We start from the raw sequence: 21543 nt of genomic DNA on the forward strand, positions 1-21543 counted from the left end.
ACCGGCTCCGGTAAGAGCGAGTTGTTGCGGACGCTGGTGACGGGGTTGAGCATGACGCATGCCCCGGAGCATCTGGGTTTCGTGCTGGTGGATTTCAAGGGCGGTGCGACGTTCGCGGGGGTGACCGAGTTGCCGCATGTGGCGGGGTTGATCACGAACCTTGCCGATGATCTGGCGATGGTCGACCGGGTGCGGACCGCGTTGCAGGGGGAGCAGCAGCGCCGGCAGCAGATGCTGCGCAGGGCGGGGAACGTGGACTCGGTGCGGGAGTACCAGATCCTGCAGGCGGCCGGCGGGGTCGATGAGGACGGGCGGCGGTTGGAGCCGATGCCGTATCTGATGGTCGTGGTCGATGAGTTCGGTGAACTCCTGGCCCAGCGGCCGGACTTCATCGAGTTGTTCGTGCAGATCGGGCGGGTGGGCCGGTCCCTGGGCATGCACCTGCTGCTGGCCACCCAGCGGCTGGACGAGGGTCGTCTGCGCGGCCTGGAGTCGCACCTGTCCTACCGGATCTGCCTGCGGACGTTCAGTGCGCAGGAGAGCCGTGCGGTGATCGGGACGCCGGATGCCTATCGGTTGCCGGCGATTCCGGGTTCGGCGTATCTGAAGGTGGATGAGTCCGTCTACGAGCGGTTCCGGGTCGCGCACATCTCCGGCGTTTACCAGGGGGAGGCGGAGCGGGAACCGGTGTCGGGTCCTGTCCCGGTTCCGGTGCTGTTCGGTCTGCGGACGGCGGAGGACGCCACGGGGGAGGAGCCGGAGGAGTCCGAGCCGTCTGTCACGCTCTCGCGGCCGCTGCCCGGGCAACGCACTGAGATGCAGGTCGCCGTGGCGCAGATCAGGGCTTACGGAACCCCGGTGCACCAGGTGTGGCTGCCGCCGCTGCCGACCGCGATCGAACTCGACTCCGTCCTCGGACCGGTGGGCACCGACGACGCACGCGGCCTGCACTCCACGCTCTGGCCCCGAGGCGGCGGGATGAGTTTCCCGATCGGCGTGGTGGACCTGCCCAGCCGTCAGCAGCAGAGCGCGGTCCTCCTGGAACTCGCCGGGCTGCAGGGCCACCTGATCGTGGTGGGGGCGCCGCAGTCCGGCAAGAGCACCCTGCTGCGCACCCTGATGATGAGCGCGATGCTCACCCACACCCCCGACGAACTGCGGTTCCTCGCCATCGACTTCGGCGGCGGCAGCCTCGTCGGCCTGGAGCGGGCCCCGCACGTCTCCGGCGTCACCACCCGGCATGACGAGGCCCGCACCCGGCGCGCCCTGTCGGTGGTCCGGCAGGTGGTGGAGGACCGCGAACGGCTCTTCCAGCAGCTGCGGATCGACTCCGCGGCCGACTTCCGGCGGCTGCGTGACGAGAAGCAGCTGCCGGACGGCGTGGAGGCCGCCGATGTCGTCCTGGTCATCGACAACTGGGGCGCTCTGCGCGCGGCCATGGAGGAAGCCGAGGCCGTCGTCCCCGACATCGTGGTGCGGGGTCTGAACGTGGGCGTCCACGTGGTGCTCACGGCCAACCGGTGGGCCGAGTTGCGGGCGAACCTTCGGGACACCATTCCCGGCCGGCTGGAGCTGCGGTTGGCGGAGGCGGCCGAGTCGGAGATCTCCCGCCCGCTGGCCCGGCAGCTACGGGGGTTCCTCCCGGGCCGGGGTCTCGTCTCGCCCGGGCACGTGTTCCAGGCGGCCTTGCCTCGGTTGGACGGTGCGGCGACCACCGAGAACCTGACGAAGGCGCAGGCTACGGTGGTCGACGAGCTGGCCGCGCGCTGGAAGGGTGCGGCCGCCCCGGAGTTGCGGGTTTTGGCGGAGTCGGTCACGCCCGAGGAACTGGACCGGGCCTGCGCGGCCCTGCCCGATGGATCCCAACCTCGATCCGCGAGCGGGGTGCCCATCGGCATCCGCGAGTTCGATCTGCGTCCGGCGACCCTGGACCTGGAGACGGACGGCCCGCACTTCCTGGTCCACGGCGACCCCGGGTCGGGCAAGACAGCGTTCCTGCGCTCCTGGATGCGGGCGATGGCCCGGCGCCGGTCGGCGTGGGACGTGCGGTTCATCGTCGTGGACTACCGGCGCGGGCTGCTGGGCGCGGTGCCCGAGGACTACCTCGGTGCCATGGCCGGGGACCCGGCCACCGCCGCGGCCTATCTGGAGCAGGTGGTGGAGAAGCTCAAGGAGCGGATGCCGCCGCTGGGCATCACGCCTCGCCAGCTGAAGGAACGCAGCTGGTGGACCGGCCCCGAGCTCTACCTGGTCGTGGACGACTACGACCTGGTGGCGGGCAGCGGGACGAGCGGGCACGGGCCACTGGCGGTGATCAGTGACTACCTGACCCAGGCCACCGACATCGGGCTCCACGTGGTGCTCGCCCGCCGGACGAGCAGCATGAACCGCTCCTTCACGGACCCGGTCGCGGGCCGGATCCGCGAACTCGGCTCCGGTGGGCTGCTGTTGTCCGGTGACCCCCGCGAGGGCGTGGTGCTGGGGGACCAGCGGGCCCGGCGCCTGCCCCCGGGCCGCGGCGTCCTGGTCTCCCGCCGCGCCGGCGCCCTCCTCGTCCAGACCGTCCACGACACCGGCGACACAGGGGACACCGGCGACACCGACTGAGGGTCCGTCGTTCCGGTGCCGGACGGCACACCACGCCCGGCACCGAACGACGCCCCCAGCCGCAATCCCGGCCGTCACCCCGGCCGTACCCACGGCGACGGCGACCGTCACCGCTCGCGCACCCCCGTCCGACGGACGACCAGCACGCTGCCTCCTTCCGGGGCCGCCCTCCCGTGAGGAACAGATCCCATGGCCGACTACGACGTCACGCCCATCCGCGCCCTCGCCCAGCAGTGGATCCAGAACAGCGAGGACCTCTTCGGGCACATGGCGGCGATCGACGGCAGCATGAACACGATGGCCGGCGGCTGGCCCGGCAAGGCCGGCCAGGCGGCGCAGGTCGTCTGGGACGGGTCCGGGCAGGGCGGTCCCAGCATCCTGGCGGAGCTGGTGAACGCCGCGTCCGTGGCCAACGAGATCGGTCAGGCGATCAACAACTACGCCGACGAGCTGCAGAAGACGATCAAGGAGATCAACAAGCAGCACCTGATCGAGGCCCTCGCCGCGATCTTCGGCCTGATCCTGGGCGGAGTCACGCTCGGACTGGCCGGCATCCTGGGCGAGATCGCCGCAGCCGTGGGGGAGTTGGTGGCGCGGCTCGCGACGTCGATCGAGTCGATCGCGATGTCGGCCGAGGCGCTGGGCAGCGTGGCCACGTTCGTCACCGACCAGGTCATCAACGTGGCCATCACGCTGGGCACCGACATCTCCTCCCAGAGCATCGCCTCGCGCATCGTCGGCGGACCCAACACCATCGACTGGTCGGGCGAGGGCATCAACCTCGCTCTCGGCGTGTGGGCCGGCTTCGGCATGCACGGCGGCGAGCACTTCGACGCGGACGGCGCGAACGTCGAGGTGCCGAAGGTCCCGAGGACGCCCTCGGGCGAGGGCGTGCCGGACGTCACGCCCCACGTCCCGACCACCTCGACGCCCTCCGCCGACGTCGGCGGTCTGCACCTGCCGCCGGGTGTGGACGGCGGGATTACGGGAGCGAGGGGCCTCACGTCCGTCCCCATGAACTCGGTCGTCGAGACCGACCACGCACCGCTGCCGGGCGCCGGACCCGGGGGCCCGGTGGTGGGCACGCCGCGAACGGACATCGGTGGCCCGCGAGCGGCCGCGCCGGTTCCCGACGGCTCCCACCCGGACGCGGGCGGACCCGGCCGGACGTCCCCCACACAGGTTCCCGGGACCTCCGTGACCGACATCGGCGGGGCCAACCCCCCGGTCCGCCAGGTGGCGAGCGGGGCCGACGGGGGCCGGCCCCCGCACACCGTCAGGGGCGACGCCGGCCCTACGCCGGGCATCGAGACCTCGGTCGGCGGCCGCACGGACGCGATGCGGGGGACCCTGAACGCCGGCAGGGGCGACGCCGGTTCGGCGCCGGGGAACGCGCATGCCGGCAGGGACGGCGCCGACACCCTCGCCGGGAAGCCGAACGCGTTCCTCGACGCGTCGCCCCGCGGCGCCGGTGGCGGGGAGGCGGCCGTCCACGGCGGCGCCGGCGCCGCGCACGAGGCCACGGGCGGATCGGGAACACCGCTGCGCGCCGGTACGACCGAGGGACCCGGAACGCGACCCGCCGGCACCCCGGCGGGGTCCGAGGGACGGGGCGGCGGCGACGCGGTCGCGCCCGCTCCCGGCCGCCCCGCGGGTTCGGCCGGTCCGGACGGTTCCGCCCCGGGCGGCCGCGACGTCCCGCAGGGCGGGCGCGAAGTCGTCGGTGCGGGCGCCGAGCCGAACAGCGGCTCGGGCGTGCCCTCCTCCGGTGAGCTCCACGCGGGAGGCACGCCCCCCACGGGCCGCCACCGCTCCGCCACCGGTACCGAGACCGACGCGGCTGCGACCGGCCGGGAGGACACGCGCTGGGAGACGTCGGCGGCGCCGGGGACGCTCGAAGGAGCCGGGCACAGGGACGGCGCCCTCATGTCGCCGGCGTCCGAGGCCCCTCCTGGCAGGCCGCACGACGTCGGCGCCGGCGGACCGGCCGCTGCGCGCGGCGACGCGGGCGGTCACGCGGACGGTCACGAAGCTGCTCGGGCCACCGAGAGCGCGGGCACCCCCTCCCGCCCGGGCCACGACCAGGCCGTCCAGCCCGCGCACGACCCGGGCCCGGCCGCGCGGGACGGCGCCCAAGCCGCGCACGACCGCGGCCTGACCGGGCACGACGGCACCCGGCCCGCGCACGACCGCGGCCCGACGGGGCACGACCCGGTTCCGGCCGCCGCGCACCACGCCCCCGGCAGCGGAGCGGCGGCCACCCCCGGCCACGAGCCGCCCCGCCCCGGCCACGAGCCGGCCCACCCCGACCCCGACGGTGCCAAGTCCGCGCAGTGGACCGCCTTCAAGGAGCGGCAGGCCGAGCAGAACCGTCCCCTGGTCGAGGCCGAGGACCGGCTGGACCTCGACCGCGCGGGCCTGGACGCGGCCTGGCGGGAGGGCCATGCCACCTTCGCCCGCCACGACCTCTTCGACGGCGGGGGCGTGCCGAAGGACGGCATCGAGGCGGCCAGCGCCCGATGGCAGTGGCGCGCCGACATCACCCGGGCCTTCCGCGACGAGATCGACCGGACGGGGCACGTCTCCTCGGAGGCGTACGACCACATCCTCGGCAACGCCAAGGCGAGCGCGTACAAGTACCTCGTGCGGGCCGACCGGTTCGGCAGGTTCGAGGTCCGCTTCAAGCAGCAACTGGAGGAGTACCGGGCGAACCGCTTCGCCCACGCCGACGACCTCCCGGCGTTCGGCACGGCGCCGACGAGGTACGCCTACGACCACGGGCTCGGGGCGTACGTGAAGGACGACGGCAAGGTCTACGGCCACCCGCAGGAGGACACGGGCCCCGGGCGCGGCCGGATCGCCGAGGATGCCGGCACCGACGTCACCGTCGACCACTTCCGCGACAGGTCGCACGACTTCAACGCCCTCGAACAGTTCTACCTCCACAAGCGCGACGAACTCGCCCGGATCCTGGCGGAGTTCCTCCGCGACCCGGAGCGCACCGGCGGGCTCCCGGCGTCGACCGGACGGCGGATCGAGGGGATCCTGGACGACGCGCCCCAGGACATCTCGCGGCTGGCGGACCGGGAACACGACATCAGCGTGGCCACGAAGGAGGAGTTCGACGACATCGTCCGGTGGAACGCCAAGGACGGGGAGATGACGGACGACGTCGCCGAGCGGGTGCGGCTGGACTTCCGGCGCGACCTGCGCGCCGACCACGACCTGGTGTTCGCCCACGGCGACGGTGACGGCCCCCGCGCGCTGTGGGAGCTGACGTCCGCCCGGGCGATCGACGACCTCCCCGGCCGGATCGCCAGGGAGCAGTTCGTCCGGTCCCGGGTCGGCGAGGAGACCCTGCACGCGGAGCACCGACTGGCACAGCTGGGCGAGGACTTCCAGGCGCACTTCGGCGACGGCGGGCGTCAGCGCGTCACCGGCGCGTACCTGGACGCCGTACGGACCGGCGCCGACCGGCACTTCACCGAGCGGTGGGGCGCCGACGGGAAGGCCGGGGACGCCGGCGTGCAGTGGGCCGACGCACGCGACCGGCTGCGCTCCTCCCTGCCCGCGCGCATCCGCCACGAGGGCGATCTGCAGGCCGTGGTGGGCGCGTCCGCGCACGACTTCCACGAGATCGTGGGCCACCCGGGCAGCAGCGAGTCCGCCCACCTGTACGAGGACACGCTCAGCAGGCTGGGCGACGACTTCCGTACCGAGCGCGTCGCCAGGTACGACGAACTGTTCGCCACCGAAGGGCACCGGACCGACGCCTGGCTCGCACACGAGTCCCACCACGAGGACGGCTTCCAGCAACGGCTCGACCACCTCCAGGACGGCGACTACTTCCCCGACGTCCGGAGCGTCAACTACCCCGCCTTCAGGGACTGGCGCGCCGACCAACGGGCCACGCCCGGGGAGACGGCCCCCGACCATCCGGACCCGATCCCGTCCCGCACCCCGGACCACCCGGAACCCGCCCCGTCCCGCCCCGCCGTGCCCGACGACGACGCCCACGGTGCGGCCGCCGCGGACCGCGACGCGAGGACCGGCACCGAGGGGCCCGCACCGCACCCGGGTGAACACGCCGCTGACCAGCTGCAGGTGACGGCCGATCCGGTCCCGGCGGAGCGCGGCACGGCGGGCGTCCGTCCCGCGGTCGACCACGGGCCCCGCGAGGCGGCGCGTGCGGAACGGGGGGAGACGGCCGGATCGCGGCGCGAGGAGCACGAACCGCCCCAGGAATCCGCCCGGGACGACGTCCGGGACGGCCTGCGCGACGACCTCGGGGACGGCGCCCGGATCCTCGACCCGCGCGCCGAGGTGCACCGCCTGCTCAGGGAGGCCACGCAGTTCACCTTCAGCGACGCGCAGGTCGACCACGCGAGGCAGGAACTGCTGGAGGAGGATCCCTCCCTCGCCGACCTGCCGGTCCGGGTCCAGGCCACGCTGGTCGGTGCGGCGCTGGTACGCCCCGAACGGGAACTCGTCTCCGCGGTGACCGGCCGGCTGCTGGAGCGCACCGGCCGGTACCCCGACTCCGGCGAGATCCATCGGGCGCACCAGCAGCTCCAGGAGCAGTTCCCGGACGAGTTCGGGCAGTTCACGCAGGAGCAGCGGGCCGGCATCGTCACCGCGCACCTGCTGGACCAGAGGGCGCTGACCGACGAGGTCAGGGAGCGTCTGGAGGGTCAGCACGTCACCCTCCCGCAGGTGTCCTCGGCCCACGGGCGGCTCGTCGCCCGGTACGGCTCCGAGTTCGGTCACCTGGACCTGCAGGCCCGGGCCGACATCGTCGCCGGGACCCTCCCCGCGCACCTGTCCGGGACGGACGCCGTCGCGGGCGCTGTTCCCGCGGCTTCGGAGGCGCGGGTGGCGGCAGGGCAGCACGAGTGGAAGGGCTGGGGGAAGCGCACCAAGAAGAGCACCGGGACGCCGGTCCAGCCGGTCCTGCGCGACGAGGAGTCGGGCTTCCCCGGTATCTCCGTCCGGTGGGACCCCGAGGTGGACCCGACGTTCCTCCTCACCGTGCAGGCGCAGTTGCGCAGGATCGCGGAGCGTCCGGTGGGCAAGGCGCTGCTGGAAGGCATCGGCAACAGTGGGACGACGTCACGGTTGCCCGCCTGGCAGCAGGCGAAGGTGAAGATCCAGCGGGTCGGCGCGGGCACGGTGATCGGTGACGGCCCCCGCTTCATGGCGCACGGCGGGAACGTCACCATGCCGATCAACGGTGAGGCGGCGTCGGACCGGGAGCGGGGCACGCTCAGCCTGGTCAAGTACAACCCGAACGCGTGGGAGACCGCAGACGGCCTGCGTCCCCCCTTCATCGGGCTGGCGCACGAGCTGATCCACGTGTGGCGGAACCTGAACGGCCGGTCGGCTGTGGGCGCGGCCGACGACGAGGGGCAGGTCGTGGGGTTCCGGGAGGCCGCGGAGCTCGAGATCACGGAGAACAGGATCCGTGCCGAACACGGTCTCGCGCCTCGCCGGACGTACACCGGTGTCGTCTCCGGCGCGCGCGACGACAGCGCCCTCGGGCCCGTCGAGCCGGGCCCCTCCGCTCCGGTCCGTGCCGGGCTGGAACATGTCCGCGGCCGCGAGCACACGTATGTCCCCTTCGCCTGGGGCCGGAAGGGGAAGCTGTCGGCCGAGGCACAGCGTCTGCTCGATGCGACCGCTGCCCGGCTGGTCGAGGCAGGGGTGCGCAACTGGCGGCAGGGCGTGCCCCTGCCGAAGGTACGGGCCACCGGGTACGGCAACAGCACCCGGTCGCGTGAGGAGGTCCCGCGGGCGGTCGAGACGGGAGGGCTACGGGCGCGGTACGTCGGGGACGCTTTGCGCGGCCGGGTCGAGGCACTCCTGCGGGACGTGCCGGGCCCGAAGCCGTCGGCCGGGGACTTCGCCATCGACCGCGTGTCCGGTGGTCGGCGGGAGGACGTGCTCGCGAGGGCCGGGGTGTCCGATCGCGCGCAGGAGGACGCGCTCGCGAAGGTCGGGCGCAGCGTCACGGTCACGGTGGACCACGACCAGCCGCAGGTCGTCCTCGGCGGACCGGGCGAGCACCCGGTGGAGGTGGCGAAGAACCTGCACTTCGTCTGGCTCGGCGGTGAGTTGAGCGAGGCAGCGCGGAGGAACCTCGACCGGTGGCGGGAGGCGGCCGGGCGGGCGGACTGGTCGGTGCACCTGTGGACGGACCGGTCGGCCTGGCAGGCGAACGCCGGGCACTTCGACGGCCTGTCCGCCGCCGGTTGGCACGTCCACGACACTCCCGACGCGCTGTTCGCGGCGGAGGACTCCACCGCCCGCGAGATGCTCGACCTCGCGCGTGGCCACGGGGCGTTCGCCGTCGCGTCGGATGCGATCCGCTACGGCGCGCTCCGGCGGTTCGGCGGTGCCTCCGTGGACGTCGACATCGCGCCCGGGAGCGTGCGGCTGCCCGAGGAGCCGTTCGTGATGGACCGTGACGGGCTGCCGTTCTTCGCGCCGTCCGTGCGGGATCGCGGGCACCTGGAGTTCGTCCTCGACCGGATCGAGGACCAGGCCGCGGAGTGGGGCGTCCCGGTTCCGCCGCGCGACGAGGAGCCCCTGGCCCGGGCGAGCGACCATCAGTACGGCATCGGCGATCTGGACAACAACCTCATCGTCGCTCCGGCCGGCTCCGCCTTCGTCGACGACCTGCTCGCCCACCTGCGCGCTCCGCACACTCCCGGCTTTCCCGCGACCGCCGGGGACCTGCGGCAGGACGGCCCGGAGGTGACCGGGCCGCCGCACGTCAAGCGGCGTCTGGAGCAGTTCCTCGGTCACCGGTGGCCCACCGGGTCGGAGTACGACGGATCCGGTGGCCGGGTGTCCTACGCCACCGCGTTCCGGCGGCACCACCTCACCTTCGATCCGGCGCAGCGTGCGATGTGGCGCGGACTCGACCTGCTGACCGCCGAGTCCGAGCACCAGGAGCACCTCCCCGCAGCGGCGTCGGCGGACACGCCCGTGCCGGAGACCGCGCGGACCCCGGAGCCGGGCCAGGAGACGACCGGCGTCCACCAGCCCGCCGCGCAGGTCGAGTTCGGCCCGTCGGCCACGCCGTCCGAGGAGCGGCTCGTCCAGCGGGAGGGCACCGACGACACCTCCGGCGAGCCGGCCACCCGGTTCGGACTGGCCTCGTTCGGAGAGGAGTACAAGGGCCCGATGACGGCCGGCATGGTGGCGCGCATGCTGGCCGGGTACCGCGCGGTGAGCACCGACGCGGAGGTCCGTGGTCTGCTCGACGAGGTCGCGCCGCTGGTGGAGGAGATCTCCTACCTTGGCCCCGGGGCGGTCGGAACCGTGCCGCGGATGTACTGGCCGCGCGGCCAGGAGACGCCCGGGTCCGGCGGGCACACGGCGCACCCGGACAGCGGAACCAGGATCGTGCTGAGCGCGACGCCGTACGTCGAGGACCAGATCGCCACGCTCGTCCACGAACTCGTCCACGTCAGCGTCCACCGGCGGTACGGCAACGAGGAGAACGCGGACCCCGCTCTGCTGGATGCTCCGGGGTCCGTGCGGCGGTTCGAGGCGTATGTGCGGTCGCGCGTCGTGCAGTTGGTGCGGTTGCTGCCCACGTCGGGAATGCCGCAGGGCTGGCGCGAGGCGAGCCGGGACAAGTTGGTGGTCCACGTGGGTACGGGCCCGACGCGGGAGTACGACGGTGTGCTGGCCCAGCTGCTGATCTGGTCGGACCTCTACGGTGACGTGCGTTCCGACTACCACCGGCTCGTCGGCGACCTCGTCGCCGAGACCCGGGCCTGGCGGGCGGCCGGCAGCGTCACGCTGCCGCAGGCGGTGGTGGAGGACGACGGCGTCGATTCCCTCCGCGCCGCGGCCGTGTCCCCCGTCGCGCACCCGCCACACGTCCAGGTCACCTTCGCCGAGGGGGAGCGTACGACGGTGGCCGGCGACGGCCTCGACGTGGTGGACGCGTTCGCCCGGACGGTGGCCAGGACCGCCGAGCACCATGCGCGTCGCGGCCTGCCGCTGCCCGAGGTGGTCGTCACCGGGTACGGCAACGGCGCGCGACTGCCACGTATCGGAGGGGAGGCCGACCCCGGGACGGCCGGTGCGGGTCGTGCGGCGGCGGTGGCCGACGCCTTCCGCACGAGCCTCCTGCGGGCGTCGCGCGACCAGCCGGCCCCGGTCCCCGCCGGGGTGCGGATCACCGCGGTGACCGCCGAGCGGGCAGCGCTTCCGCCGGGCACGGCGGACGAGGGCTACCGGCAGAACCTGAAGGCGCGCCGCACGGCGGTGATCGAGATGATCGAGCACGCCGCCGGATTCGACCCCTTCGCGTCCGAGGAGCGGTTCGCCCAGCGCGAGCACGAGCAGGAGAACGGGCAGGGCCAGGCACCGGAGCAGGTGGCGGAGCCGATCCCGCGACGTACCGTGGCCGCGGTCCCCCGCGTCGCGGCAGAACCGGTCGGCAGCGCGCGCCAGGCACCCGGTGAGCCCGTGACCCGCGCCACGGAATCGCCTCAAGCGGCCCGGAAATCCGTGTCGTTGGACGACCTGTACGGCCCGGCCGTGCAGCCGAAGACGGTCAAGCGCGCCGAGAAGGACGACGGTGAGCCGGCCAGGGTCCGGCTGAACCCGTTGTGGTACCCGCTGGACGACTTCGAGCCGGCCCTGCTGGAGCGAGACGGCGTCTGGGTCTACGCGATCGACGAGGAGGGCCGCGTCTTCCTGGGCAGCGAGGACGTCTGGTCGATCGCGGGGGAGGAGGAACGGCAGGAACTCCTCGCCGGGCTGCGGACGGTGCGTCCCGAGCTGACCGAGGGGGAGCTGAGGGAGTCCCTCAACGACCAAGGCGTGCCCACCGTCGGCGCCGGTTTCGACGCCTCGGGTGCCACTGTGGTCGGTTCGGCCCGGGTGGGTGGTGAGCTCTTCCGTGATCCGCTGACCGGCCGGTGGACGATCGACGCGTCCAGCCGCTACGTGGGAGACGTGGTCCGTCCCGGCGTGCCCGCGGACACCGTCACCCGCTGGGTACGCAACGCGGCCGACAGGATCAGCTCGGTCCTCGGGATGCCGATCCTGGCCAGGAGCGCGGGGCAGCCCACGATCTCCCACGGAGCGCTCGTCACGGGTACGGGGACGGCCGAACTGGACCGCGACTACGGTCCCTTGGCGGGTCCGAAGAAGGTCAAGGACCACGAGCGCGACCCCGCGGACACCTCGCAGGTACGCCTCAACCCGCTGTGGTACCGGCTGGAGGACTTCACCCCCGCACTGCTGCAACGTACCGGGGGGAGCTGGCAGTACGCCGTCGACGAGGACGGGGAGATCAGCCTCGGCAGCGATCAGGTGCTCGCCCTCATGACGGAGGAGGAACTCCACCAGCTCCTCGACCGGATGCGGCGGGCCGACCCGGACCTCACGCTGGACGAGCTCAGGACGGCGCTGGAGGACCGGGGTCATCCGACGGTGGCCGCGGGGTTCCGTGCCGACGGCACCACCGCGGTCCGGCCGGCCCGGATCAGCGGAGAGCTCTCCTACAACCCCGTCTCCCAGGGGTGGGAGCTGAACAACAAGTCCGGGCGCTACATGAGCTTCAAGATCCGGTCCGGCCTTGATCCCGCGGCAGCGGGGCACTGGCTGGCCAGCACGGCCCGGCGGATCAGCGAGCGGGTCGGCGTGAGCGTCACGCCGGTGCTGTTCAAGAACGCGGCGGCCTCCGCACCCGCACCGCGGGAGGCGCACGACGAGACGGCACCGGCACCGCGGCAGGAGATCGGGGAGGAGGCCCGGGAGGAGATCCGGGCGGGCAAGCGGCCCTCGACCGGCGCGTTCGAGGAGGCCACGCCCGCCGGGGACGCGGCAGACGAACACGGGCAGGCGATGCTGGAGTACGCCGAGGCGGCTCGGGAGGTGGTCGAGGCGGTCACCGCTCTGACAGAGGTCCAGCGACGGGTCGAGGGCGCCGGTTCCTCGGCGGACGCGGGGTCGGCGGCCGTCCGCGGGGAGCGACTGGCCGCTGCCGAGGAGCGGCTCGACGCCGCCGAGCACCGGATGGTCGATCTCGGGCTCGGGGACCTCTCCGGCCGCGACGACCCGTTGCTCCCGGCCGGGTTGAGCGAGTTGCCGGCCGGGCGGTTCCGTGCCGTGATGGCGCAGGCGCGCGACGTGCTGGGGGCGCCGCCGGTGGTGTTCGGTTCGCACCGGGACCTGCGGGCGGCAGGGGACGCCTACGACGCGGCGCGTGTCGCCGTGGCGCAGGAGCTCGTCGCGGGCGGGACGGAAACGGCCCGGGAACTCGCGGCCGGCTTCTCCGAGGAGCTGGGCACCGACCCCGAGCAGCTCACCGCCGGCATGCTGGAGGTCGCCGGCGTCGACCTGACCGGGTTCTTCCGGGAGGCGGAGCAGGAACTGGACGCCGAACTGGCGGACCTGAGGGAGGATCTCGACCGGAGGGTCCGTACGGCGAACGCGGCGCAGGCCCTGCTGCTCCTGGACCCGCGGTCCGCCGGACCGCGCCACCAGGCCCCGACGGAAGCGGAGAGGGAGATCGCCGAGCTCCGGGAACGCATCGGCCGCGGCCAGCGGGAGCTGACGGCGCGGAAGAAGCAGTTGCTCACCGCACTGCTCGGCTCCTTCGAGGAGGCGTTGCGCGGCGAGGTCACCGAACGGCCGCTGACCGAGGACGAGTGGCGTGCGTACGGGAGGGACCGCGACCGGATCCTGAGGAAGCTGTCGAAACTGGTCGTGGAGCCGACCGGGCACCGCGGCCACCATGACCTTCTCGGTGCGCGTGTGGGGCGGAACCCGCGGTTCGGTGCGAAACGGCAGGACGTCGTGGTCGACGACGTCGCGGACCTCGCCCGCGGTCTGATGGGCTGGGTCGCCGCGAAGCCGAACCGGCACCGGGAGAAGGAACTCGCCCTCCGGGTGGAGGCCGAGGGCCATGTCGAGCAGTTGCTCGACATCCTCCTCACCCGTATCCACACGGGCGTGCGGAAACTCCCCCGCGGCGCGGCGATGCTGCGCGAGATGCGGGAACTCACCTCGCACCTGAACGGGGAGAAACTGGGCGCCTACCTCACCTACTACACCGACGAACTGCCTCCGGACTCGCGGCATCTGGCGACGACCGTGCCCGAACGCGGCGGCATGGCCGCGGTGTTGGAAGACCCCGCCGCGTTCGACCTGCGGGACAAGACGATGGTGCTGCACGACCTCATGGAGTACTTCGTGGACTCCGCGCACTATCCGGTCACCTACGGCTCCGGGATGCTGCCCGAGGAGCGGGAACACGACACGCTCAGCACGGCCCGCGTCGATGGCGAGGGCCACCGGACCCATGCCACCCAGGACCGCGGGCAGAACGTCCTCAAGTCCGGCCGGCGGCACCCCTCGACGCGGAACGAGAACGCGCGGTCGACCATCCTCGCGCGTGCGCTGAACCTCCCCGTGTGGGCGGGGCAGTCCTTCACCGCGATGCGCATGTTCAAACTCGCCGAGTGGTTCGGGGCGTCGCGGCAGGAGACGGCGGCGGTCGCCTGGGGGATCTTCTCCTTCTGGCGACTGCACTACGACCACCGGGAGGAACTGGCCGCCCACACGCTCCACGAGACCCTCGACATCGCCCAGAACTTCGGGGTGCCCTACTCCCTGCATCATCAGGCGGCCGGGCTGCCCCAGGTCACGGTCGACGCCCTCGTCGCGGAAGTCCGCACGGACGCCGCGGAGTTCGCGCGGCTGGCGGAACGCGCGCACCGGGCGATCGACGGGTTCACCGGCCGGGGCGTGCCCGCACCGATCGCGAAGGAGGTGCGGGCGCTGCGCGGGGTGGTCGCGGAACTGTCCGACAGCGCGCGGGCGATCGAGGAAGGAGCGGGCTCGCTCCGGACGCGGTCGCGGGCGGAGCCCCCCTCCTTCGACCCGGCGTGCTCCGGCCGGGCGGCGCAGGGCCGTACACGGCTCACGCCGGCCGCCGTCGTGGCCGTCATCCGGATGGTCGACCAGCACCAGCGGGGAGCGCGGGCCCGCGCGTCCCTGGTGTCCGCCTCGAACCTGCTCAGGGCCGCCGGTCTGTACGGCGGTTCGCGGGACCACGGGGTGGACCCCCGCGTCGAGGGCTGGGCGGTGGGCCGTGACCTCACGGTCACGGCGGAGCGGTTCGGCCTGCAGGAGCGCGCGCAGGAGCAGCAGCCGGCGCCCGCCGGACCGCGGAGCGGCAAGGAAGCGGAGTCCTTCCGGCGCTTCAGCCGGCCCTTCGCCCACACGTCACGGTCGTACGGCTACGAGGTCGGTGACGCCGGGACCGTTCTGCTGCCCGACGGCGTCGCCCTGCGCGGGCACTGGGTACGGTTCGGCGACGACTTCCTGCACGACCGCGGGTACCTGCTGCGGGGCGACAACGGCTGGATCGGGCGCGTCGCGAACTGGGACGAGCTGCGGCAGATCCTCCCGCCGGACGCGGCCCCGTACGCGCTCGCGACCGACGCGGCGCGCATGTACGCCGTTCCCGTCGAGGGCGGCGGGCGCGCGGTGGTGCTCTCGCTGACCGAGGAGGGCGCGGCCCCGGGCGGGCGGGCGGCCACGACGGAACCGGCGGCTTCCGGGCCGCTCAGGTACCGGGACCGCATCGCGCTCGCGAAGCGCGCGTGGCAGGGGACGGCGGCCGACGAGGTGGCGGAGCTGGAACGCACCTTGCTGGCGGCCGGTCCGGGTGCGCGGTCGCTCGTGATCGGCGCGGTGCCCGGCGAGCAGCTGTGGGCCGTGAACATCGCGGGCGGCGTGCGCTGGCTGGAGCAGGGGACGGGGCGGATCACCGAGCCGCCGCGGACCGCGCCGGCCGGGAGTGAGGTGCTGTCGATCGACCTCGACCCGCGGGCCAGGCTGATCCGTCCGGACCCGAGGTTGCTCGCCGCGGGCGGAGAGGCGGCGCGCTTCTGCGAACTCGGCCTCGGCACGGACCTGCGGCACGTCGTGTGAGGCGTGTCCGGTGACGGCCGCGTTCTCCGGCCCCGGCACGTACGAGTGCTGGGGCCGGGTGGGCGTCGCGCGGACGCGTCAGGGCGCCGGGTCGCTTAGCTCGTCGCGGATCGACTCCAGCACCGGCAGGAGGCGTGCCCGATGCCGCTCGGCCAGGGTCCGCCGGGCGTCACGGACGGCGGCGACGACGAGGTCGGCCAGCCCCCGCGCGTTGCCCGGGTCGGCCGCGACGGGGGAGATCACCAGATCCTCCACCGTACCCTTGCCGTTGAGGGTCACCCGCACCAGGCCACCGCCCGCCGTCCCCTGGACGGTCAGCGCGCCCGCATCGTCCTGGGCCCGGACCAGGTCCTGCTGGAGCTGGTGGGTGCTGGTGAGCAGTCGCCTGATGGTCGCGTCGTCGTCGAGGTCCATCTCCGGGCTCCGATCATGAGGGGCCGCGGTGCGAGCGGCCGTTCGCCGAACGTGCGCCGGCACGCGAGGTGCGAGCGCCGATCGCGGTCGGACATGCCGTACGGCGCAACGGTGTTCACCGGTGCGCCGTCAGGTCCGGTCGGGCCAGGTCAGGGCTTCGGACTCGCGGGGGAGCACCACCGTGGTTCCCCCCGCGCGCCCCGGTCGGCCCGCCGGCTCAGTCCTTGCTCCACTTCTGGTTGGAGGTGCCGGCGCAGTCCCACAGCTGGAGTGCGGTGCCGTTGGCGGTCTTGCCGTCGACGACGTCGACGCACATACCGGCGACGGTGTCGACCAGGTCGTAAGAGCTGTTGAGCTCGAACTTCTGCGCCCAACCGCCGTTGCAGCCGACGAGTTGGATGGGAGTCCCCTCCTGTTCGGAGGCCCCCGCGATGTCCATGCAGAGGCCGTAGATCCGCGCGGTGCCGTCGGAGCGGAAGTCGATCTTCTGCCACGATCCGCCGTCGCAGTCGTCGATCTCCAGGCGGGTGCCGTCGGTGGCGGCGCTGCTCCGGTGCCCGGCGGCGGATACGCAGCGGCCGCTGGCGTGGCCCACGACGGTGACGCCCGGGTAGTCGACCGGCTGGTCCTCGACCCGGGTACTGCCCGAACGTGCGGCGCCGGAGCCGCTGTTCGTGCCCGTGGGTGATGGCGCGGTCGACGTGCCGGGGGTCGGCGCGGCGCCGGTGCCGCCCGACGTGCCTGTGCCGCCCGGGTCGGTGCCGCCGCTGCTCAGGGTCCTGCCGCGTTCCGTGTGGCCCGGCTCGGGCGAGATCGTGGACGGTGTCGCACGCGAGGCGGTCGGCGAGGCGGAGACCTTCGCGGAGGCGTCGGTCTTGTGGTCGGAGCCGGAGGGTATCCGCGAGACCGCGAAGACGACGGCCAGCACGACCGCGGTGACACCGACCGCACCCAGGATCCACGTCCAGGGCCGCGGGCCGGACCCCCTGCCTTCCGGGTGCTGCGTGGAGCGCCGCAGGAACGCGTTCGCGAAGCGCGAGGAGGCTCCGTCCAGGAGTGCGGGGTCCTGCGGATTTCGTTGGGGCGGCACTTCGTCTCCCGTGACGTCGGAAAGCGGGGGTGTTGATCGGACGGCGGGGGAGCCAACCGCCGGAGCGATCCGGCGCGTTCTCCCGGCCGGACGGCGAGCCGGCCGCACGCCGCGTCCCGTCCGCTCCGGCGCGGGCGCGCCCCGCACGTGTCCCGTGAATACGCAGTCGACGCTACCGGTGCGTCGAATGCCCACCGCTGAATTACCCCGCACCGAAGGGCCGTTGTTCCCGCACTTTCGGGCAGGCGTCCGCCGCGGCGATCACATGGTCCTCTTCGTCGAGTGAATTCCGGGGTGTCGGCCGGCCACATTCCCGATATCCGGGATTGTCGCATCAGGACATTGTCCGGGGCCCCTTTCCCTTGACTTCCCTTGACCTCCCTTGACGCGCGCCGCAGCCCGACCCGATCACGGGTGGAGGCGGGCGAGAGGCAGCGGGGCGAGGTGCGTGGGCGGCACGTCCCGAGAGCGCCGCAACGCGGCCGGCAGCCGAAAACCCCTTGCTCCTCGGTCCCCCTGCTTGGGTGGGATGCGGGGGTTTCGGCGGTGGGAGCGGACAGCTTGGCGGTTTCGGGTGTGCGGGCCGCGGTGCGGTCCTGACGGCGCCGGTGTCGGAGGTGGCGTGCCGGTCCACCTGGCCGACGCTCACGGGGAGACTCCGCACCCGCCGCCGCTGGAGGCGGGGTGCTACGCCGTCGACACCGCGCCGTACGGCCACGATCTACGGCAGCCGGCTCGGTCGCGCCGTCATGACCAGCCCGGAGAAGGAGACGGGGCAACTGGTCCGGCTCGCCGAGGGCACCCCCCGGCGAGGACTGGACCTCCGGCACCTACTACGAGCGCCGCCGCCTCGCCTGCGCGCCCTGACCGCCGACTTGCTGTACGCGCCCCGGGGCCTCGTGGGCCTGTGGGAGTTTGCCATCACACCGGAGCCGCCGACTGATCCCGGCCGGCTTGCCGGAGACGGTCCGTCGCGACGACGAGACTCCGGGACCGGGACTCCCGAACCTGTTACCTGAGATGGCGTCACATATGTGCCAGGCGGCTGGTCATGCCGTGCACTCTGGCGGTCGGCTCGGAGCGGGCCAGGGCAGCGGGATGCCAGGCGACGGTGCGTTGCCGTGAGCGGCGAGGATGCGGGCCCGGTGAGGGTGAGCGGGTCCCGATAATGCTTTTCTCGGCGCAAGGCCGACCCGTCCGTCGGCGCCGAGCGGTCATCGGGTGATGCGGGAGGGCGTGCTGGTGGTCAACGCCGCGGGCCGCCTCGGCAGGACAGCGGCACAGGGTCCGACAGCTTCTTCCGACTGACGCTCTCTTGCCATGTCCAACAACATTGCGGCGATGCTTAATTCCCGATGGGGATGTGACGTTTCGCCCAGCTCGTTGACCTGTCGCACTGCACCGTGACGGCCCCATACTCCGGGATCTGGTACCGACGGGTGAAGGAGCACGGTGAGCACAGCGGCGGAAGCAGGGACCTGGAAGCTCGGGGACATGGAGGTGAATCGCATCGGCTACGGCGCGATGCGGCTGACGGGCAACGGCATGATGGGCAACTCCGACAATGCGCCGATCGACCGCGATGTCGCTGTCGGCCTGCTGCACAAGGCGTTCGAGCAGGGGGTCAATCACGTCGACACGGCCGCCTTCTACTTCTCTCCACTGCGGTCCGCGAACGAGCTCATCAACCGCGCGCTCTCGTCCTGGTCCGGCGATGTGGTCGTGGTGACCAAGGTCGGCCCGGGGCGTCATCCCTCCGGAGAATGGCTCGACACGATCCGCCCCGATGAGTTGCGTGGCCAGGTGGAGGAGAACCTGCGTCAGCTCGGCCGGGACTGCCTGGACGTGGTGAACCTGCGTGCCGGCGGTCCCCGCACGGCCTCGATCGCCGAGCACTTCGGCGCTCTCGCCGAGCTGCGCGAGGCCGGCCTGGTTCGGCACCTCGGGCTCTCCGCTGTCCTGCCTGAGCACGTGACCGAGGCGCAGAAAATTGCGCCCGTGGTCTGCGTGCAGAACTCCTACGGCCTGGACTGGCGCCGTGCCGACGAGAGCGGGCTGGTGGACCTGTGCCGGGAGCAGGGCATCGCTTTCGTCCCGTTCTTCGCGGTCTCCGGTCTGCGGCGCGAGGCAGCCGCAGGCCAGGAGCACGACGCGCGGGTCCACTCCGTCGCTCGCGCCCACAACGCCACTCCGGCCCAGGTACGGCTCGCCTGGACTCTCCACCGCGGTCCACACGTGCTGGCCATTCCCGGTACCACGAACCCGGCACACCTCGCGGAGAACATCGCCGCCGGAAGCCTGCGCCTGACCGAAGAAGAACTGGTCCTTCTCGGCAAGCCGGACGAGGGAACTGTCCGAGACTCCGCTCCCGATGCTCGGTGAACTGAGAGATCGCTCAGCAGCAGCAGGCCGGCCCGCCCGCGTGCCGGAAGTGTCGTGCGGCAGGTCGCGCGGGCGGGATCCCGGTCAACGCGTCAGTGAACGACACCTCGGCGTCGACGCCGTCGGCACGGGTGCGTCCGGCTCGGTGCGTCATGGCCGACCCGTGCCGGCGCGAGGTGGCGCTCGTCCGGCCTCACTTGCCGCTGTAGACGGGGAAGACGCTGTGCTCGCCGTAGTCCACGTCGCGCAGGTCCCGCAGGACGTCCATGTCATCGCCCGAGATCTCGAAGTCGACCTCGGCGTTGGACCGCATGTGTTCGGGGTTCGCCGTCTTGGGCAGCGACACGGCGCCCAGCTGCAGGGTGTAGCGGATGCACAGCTGGGGGACGGACACGCCGTACTTCTCTGCCATCGCCTGGACCGCGGCGTTCTTCAGGATCGCGCCGTGGGCGATGGGCGAGTACGCCTCGACGAGGATCTGCTTGCTCTCGCAGTAGGCCAGGAGCTCGGAGGGGGTGTTGCCGGCATGCACGAGCAGCTGGTTGACGTGCGGGACGACGGTCGTGCCCTGCAGGATGTTTTCGAGGTCGTGCTGCTGGAAGTTGGAGACGCCGATGGATCGGATCTTGCCGGCCTGGTGTGCTTCTTCGAGGGCACGCCAGGCTTCGCGGTTGCCCCGGGCGTAGTCGCCGCCGCCGAAGTCGTCCCATGGCTGCGGGCTGTGGATCAGCATCAGGTCGATGCGGTCCAGGCCCAGCTTCGCCAGAGAGCCGTCGATCGCGTCGACCGCCCGGTCGTAGTCCTTGATCTCCGCGGCGAGTTTGGTCGAGACGAACAGCTCGTCGCGGGGGACCGAAGAGGTGCGTACGCCCTCGCCGACGCCGCGTTCGTTGCCGTAGGCCTGGGCGGTGTCGATGTTGCGGTAGCCGATCTCCACGGCTGCGCGGACCGCCTCGGCCGCCTTGTCGTCGTCGATGAACCAGGTGCCGAGCCCCAGCTTGGGAATCTCGACGCCGCCTGCCAGCGTGTAGGTCTCGTCCAGGATGGTCATGCGTTCGCTCCGTTCTTCGGCAGCTCGCCGTACGCCTTCTCGGTGACGGGTTCGAGCCATTCGTTGCTGACGTTCTCGCCCGGGGTGATGAAGGCGAGGTGGGAGAACCACGAGTCGGCTTTCGCGCCGTGCCAGTGCTTCGTGCCCGCCAGGACGCGGACCACTGTTCCCGGCTCCATGCTGACGGGATCCTCGCCCTCGGCCTGGTACCAGCCGCTGCCCGCCGTGCACAGGAGGACCTGGTCCCCGCCCCCGGCGGTGCCGTGGTGGATGTGCCAGTTGTTGCGGCAGCCCGGCTCGAAGGAGACATTGCTGACGGGAACGCTCCCCGGGGCGAGCGGGGCCAGGTAGCTCTGGCCGATGAAGTACTGCGCGAAGGCGTCGTTCTTCTCCCCCAGAGGGAAGATCTGATCAAATCCGTTGGCAGCCATCGCGTTCTTTCCTGTTCATTCAGCACGCCCGACCGGCCGTGCGGGGTGTCGTTGCGCTGCTCGCACCGCTGGTCAGGCGGACCGCTCGTCGGCGATCTTCTTCAGCTGCGTGATCGCGGTCATGGCGTTGGGCCATCCGGCGTAAAAGGCCAGATGCGTGATGGCCTCCGACAGCTCCTGCACGCTCAGTCCGTTCTCCAGCGCCTTGCCCAGGTGGTAAGGCAGCTGCTCGGTGCGGTACAGGGCAGCCAGCGCGCTGACCGTGACCAGGCTCCGGTCACGGGGCGACAGCTCGGCACGCTCCCACACGTCTGCGAACAGCACCTCGTTGGTGACCTCGACCAGCTTCGGCGCGATGCCGGCCAGCTCCTGGGGTGCGGACTGCTTGGCCATTGAATGACTCCCTGCGATGCTACGGACACGAACAGCCGTTGATGGTCGACGATGTGGTCGTGCATTTCACGGTCGGTCAGCGCCGGCCCGACGGCATCTCCAGCTACACCGCCTTCCGGCGGCCCACGGGCCGCATGCACTGCCACCACCGAGAAAACAGCAGTTCACAGGGCCGGGGAAGGTACTGCTGTTCCAGGCACTGGCAGGGC

The 21543-nt window shown here is 72.5% G+C and carries 8 protein-coding genes; 3 read left to right on the forward strand and 5 right to left on the reverse strand.

The genetic code is table 11. The features are described 5' to 3' along the window. Both eccCb and C4U44_RS33810 read left to right on the forward strand, forming a co-directional pair. A partial coding sequence (eccCb, locus tag C4U44_RS33805; protein ID WP_103889926.1) for a type VII secretion protein EccCb occupies positions 1–2607 on the forward strand: 2607 nt, incomplete at its 5' end. 189 nt (positions 2608–2796) lie between these two features. Then, positions 2797–15573 (forward strand): M91 family zinc metallopeptidase, encoded by a 12777-nt coding sequence (locus C4U44_RS33810; RefSeq protein ID WP_103889927.1) that lies wholly within the window; start codon positions 2797–2799, stop codon positions 15571–15573. Positions 15574–15651: 78 nt separating this feature from the next. On the opposite strand, the gene C4U44_RS33815 is transcribed toward C4U44_RS33810, so the two are convergent. Together C4U44_RS33815 and C4U44_RS33820 are read right to left on the reverse strand one after the other, a co-directional pair. Then, complete coding sequence (locus tag C4U44_RS33815) at positions 15652–15987, reverse strand: YbaB/EbfC family nucleoid-associated protein (protein WP_103889928.1); 336 nt, start codon at positions 15985–15987, stop codon at positions 15652–15654. Between the two features lie 217 nt (positions 15988–16204). After that, a complete protein-coding gene (locus tag C4U44_RS33820) occupies positions 16205–17077 on the reverse strand; it encodes an RICIN domain-containing protein (RefSeq protein WP_160145167.1) in 873 nt (290 codons plus the stop codon). Between the two features lie 1452 nt (positions 17078–18529). Here C4U44_RS33820 and C4U44_RS33825 point away from each other — a divergent pair. Beyond that, positions 18530–19459 carry an oxidoreductase gene (locus C4U44_RS33825; RefSeq protein ID WP_103889930.1) on the forward strand — a complete coding sequence of 310 codons (930 nt, stop codon included), beginning with the start codon at positions 18530–18532 and terminating at the stop codon, positions 19457–19459. A 193-nt stretch (positions 19460–19652) separates the two neighbouring features. Here the strand turns inward: C4U44_RS33825 and C4U44_RS33830 are convergent, their stop codons facing one another. From C4U44_RS33830 to C4U44_RS33840, 3 genes are all read right to left on the reverse strand, one after another. Then, positions 19653–20510 (reverse strand): aldo/keto reductase, encoded by an 858-nt coding sequence (locus C4U44_RS33830; RefSeq protein ID WP_103889931.1) that lies wholly within the window; start codon positions 20508–20510, stop codon positions 19653–19655. Further along, positions 20507–20941 (reverse strand): cupin domain-containing protein, encoded by a 435-nt coding sequence (locus C4U44_RS33835; protein ID WP_103889932.1) that lies wholly within the window; start codon positions 20939–20941, stop codon positions 20507–20509. Before C4U44_RS33835 ends, C4U44_RS33830 begins: the two co-directional genes overlap by 4 nt. A 72-nt stretch (positions 20942–21013) precedes the next feature. Further along, positions 21014–21334: a carboxymuconolactone decarboxylase family protein gene (locus C4U44_RS33840; RefSeq protein WP_103889933.1), complete on the reverse strand. Its 321-nt coding sequence runs from the start codon at positions 21332–21334 to the stop codon at positions 21014–21016. Between the last annotated feature and the right edge of the window lie 209 nt (positions 21335–21543).

It is taken from the genome of Actinacidiphila yanglinensis (genome assembly GCF_900107965.1).
Taxonomy (GTDB): Bacteria; Actinomycetota; Actinomycetes; order Streptomycetales; family Streptomycetaceae; genus Actinacidiphila; species Actinacidiphila yanglinensis.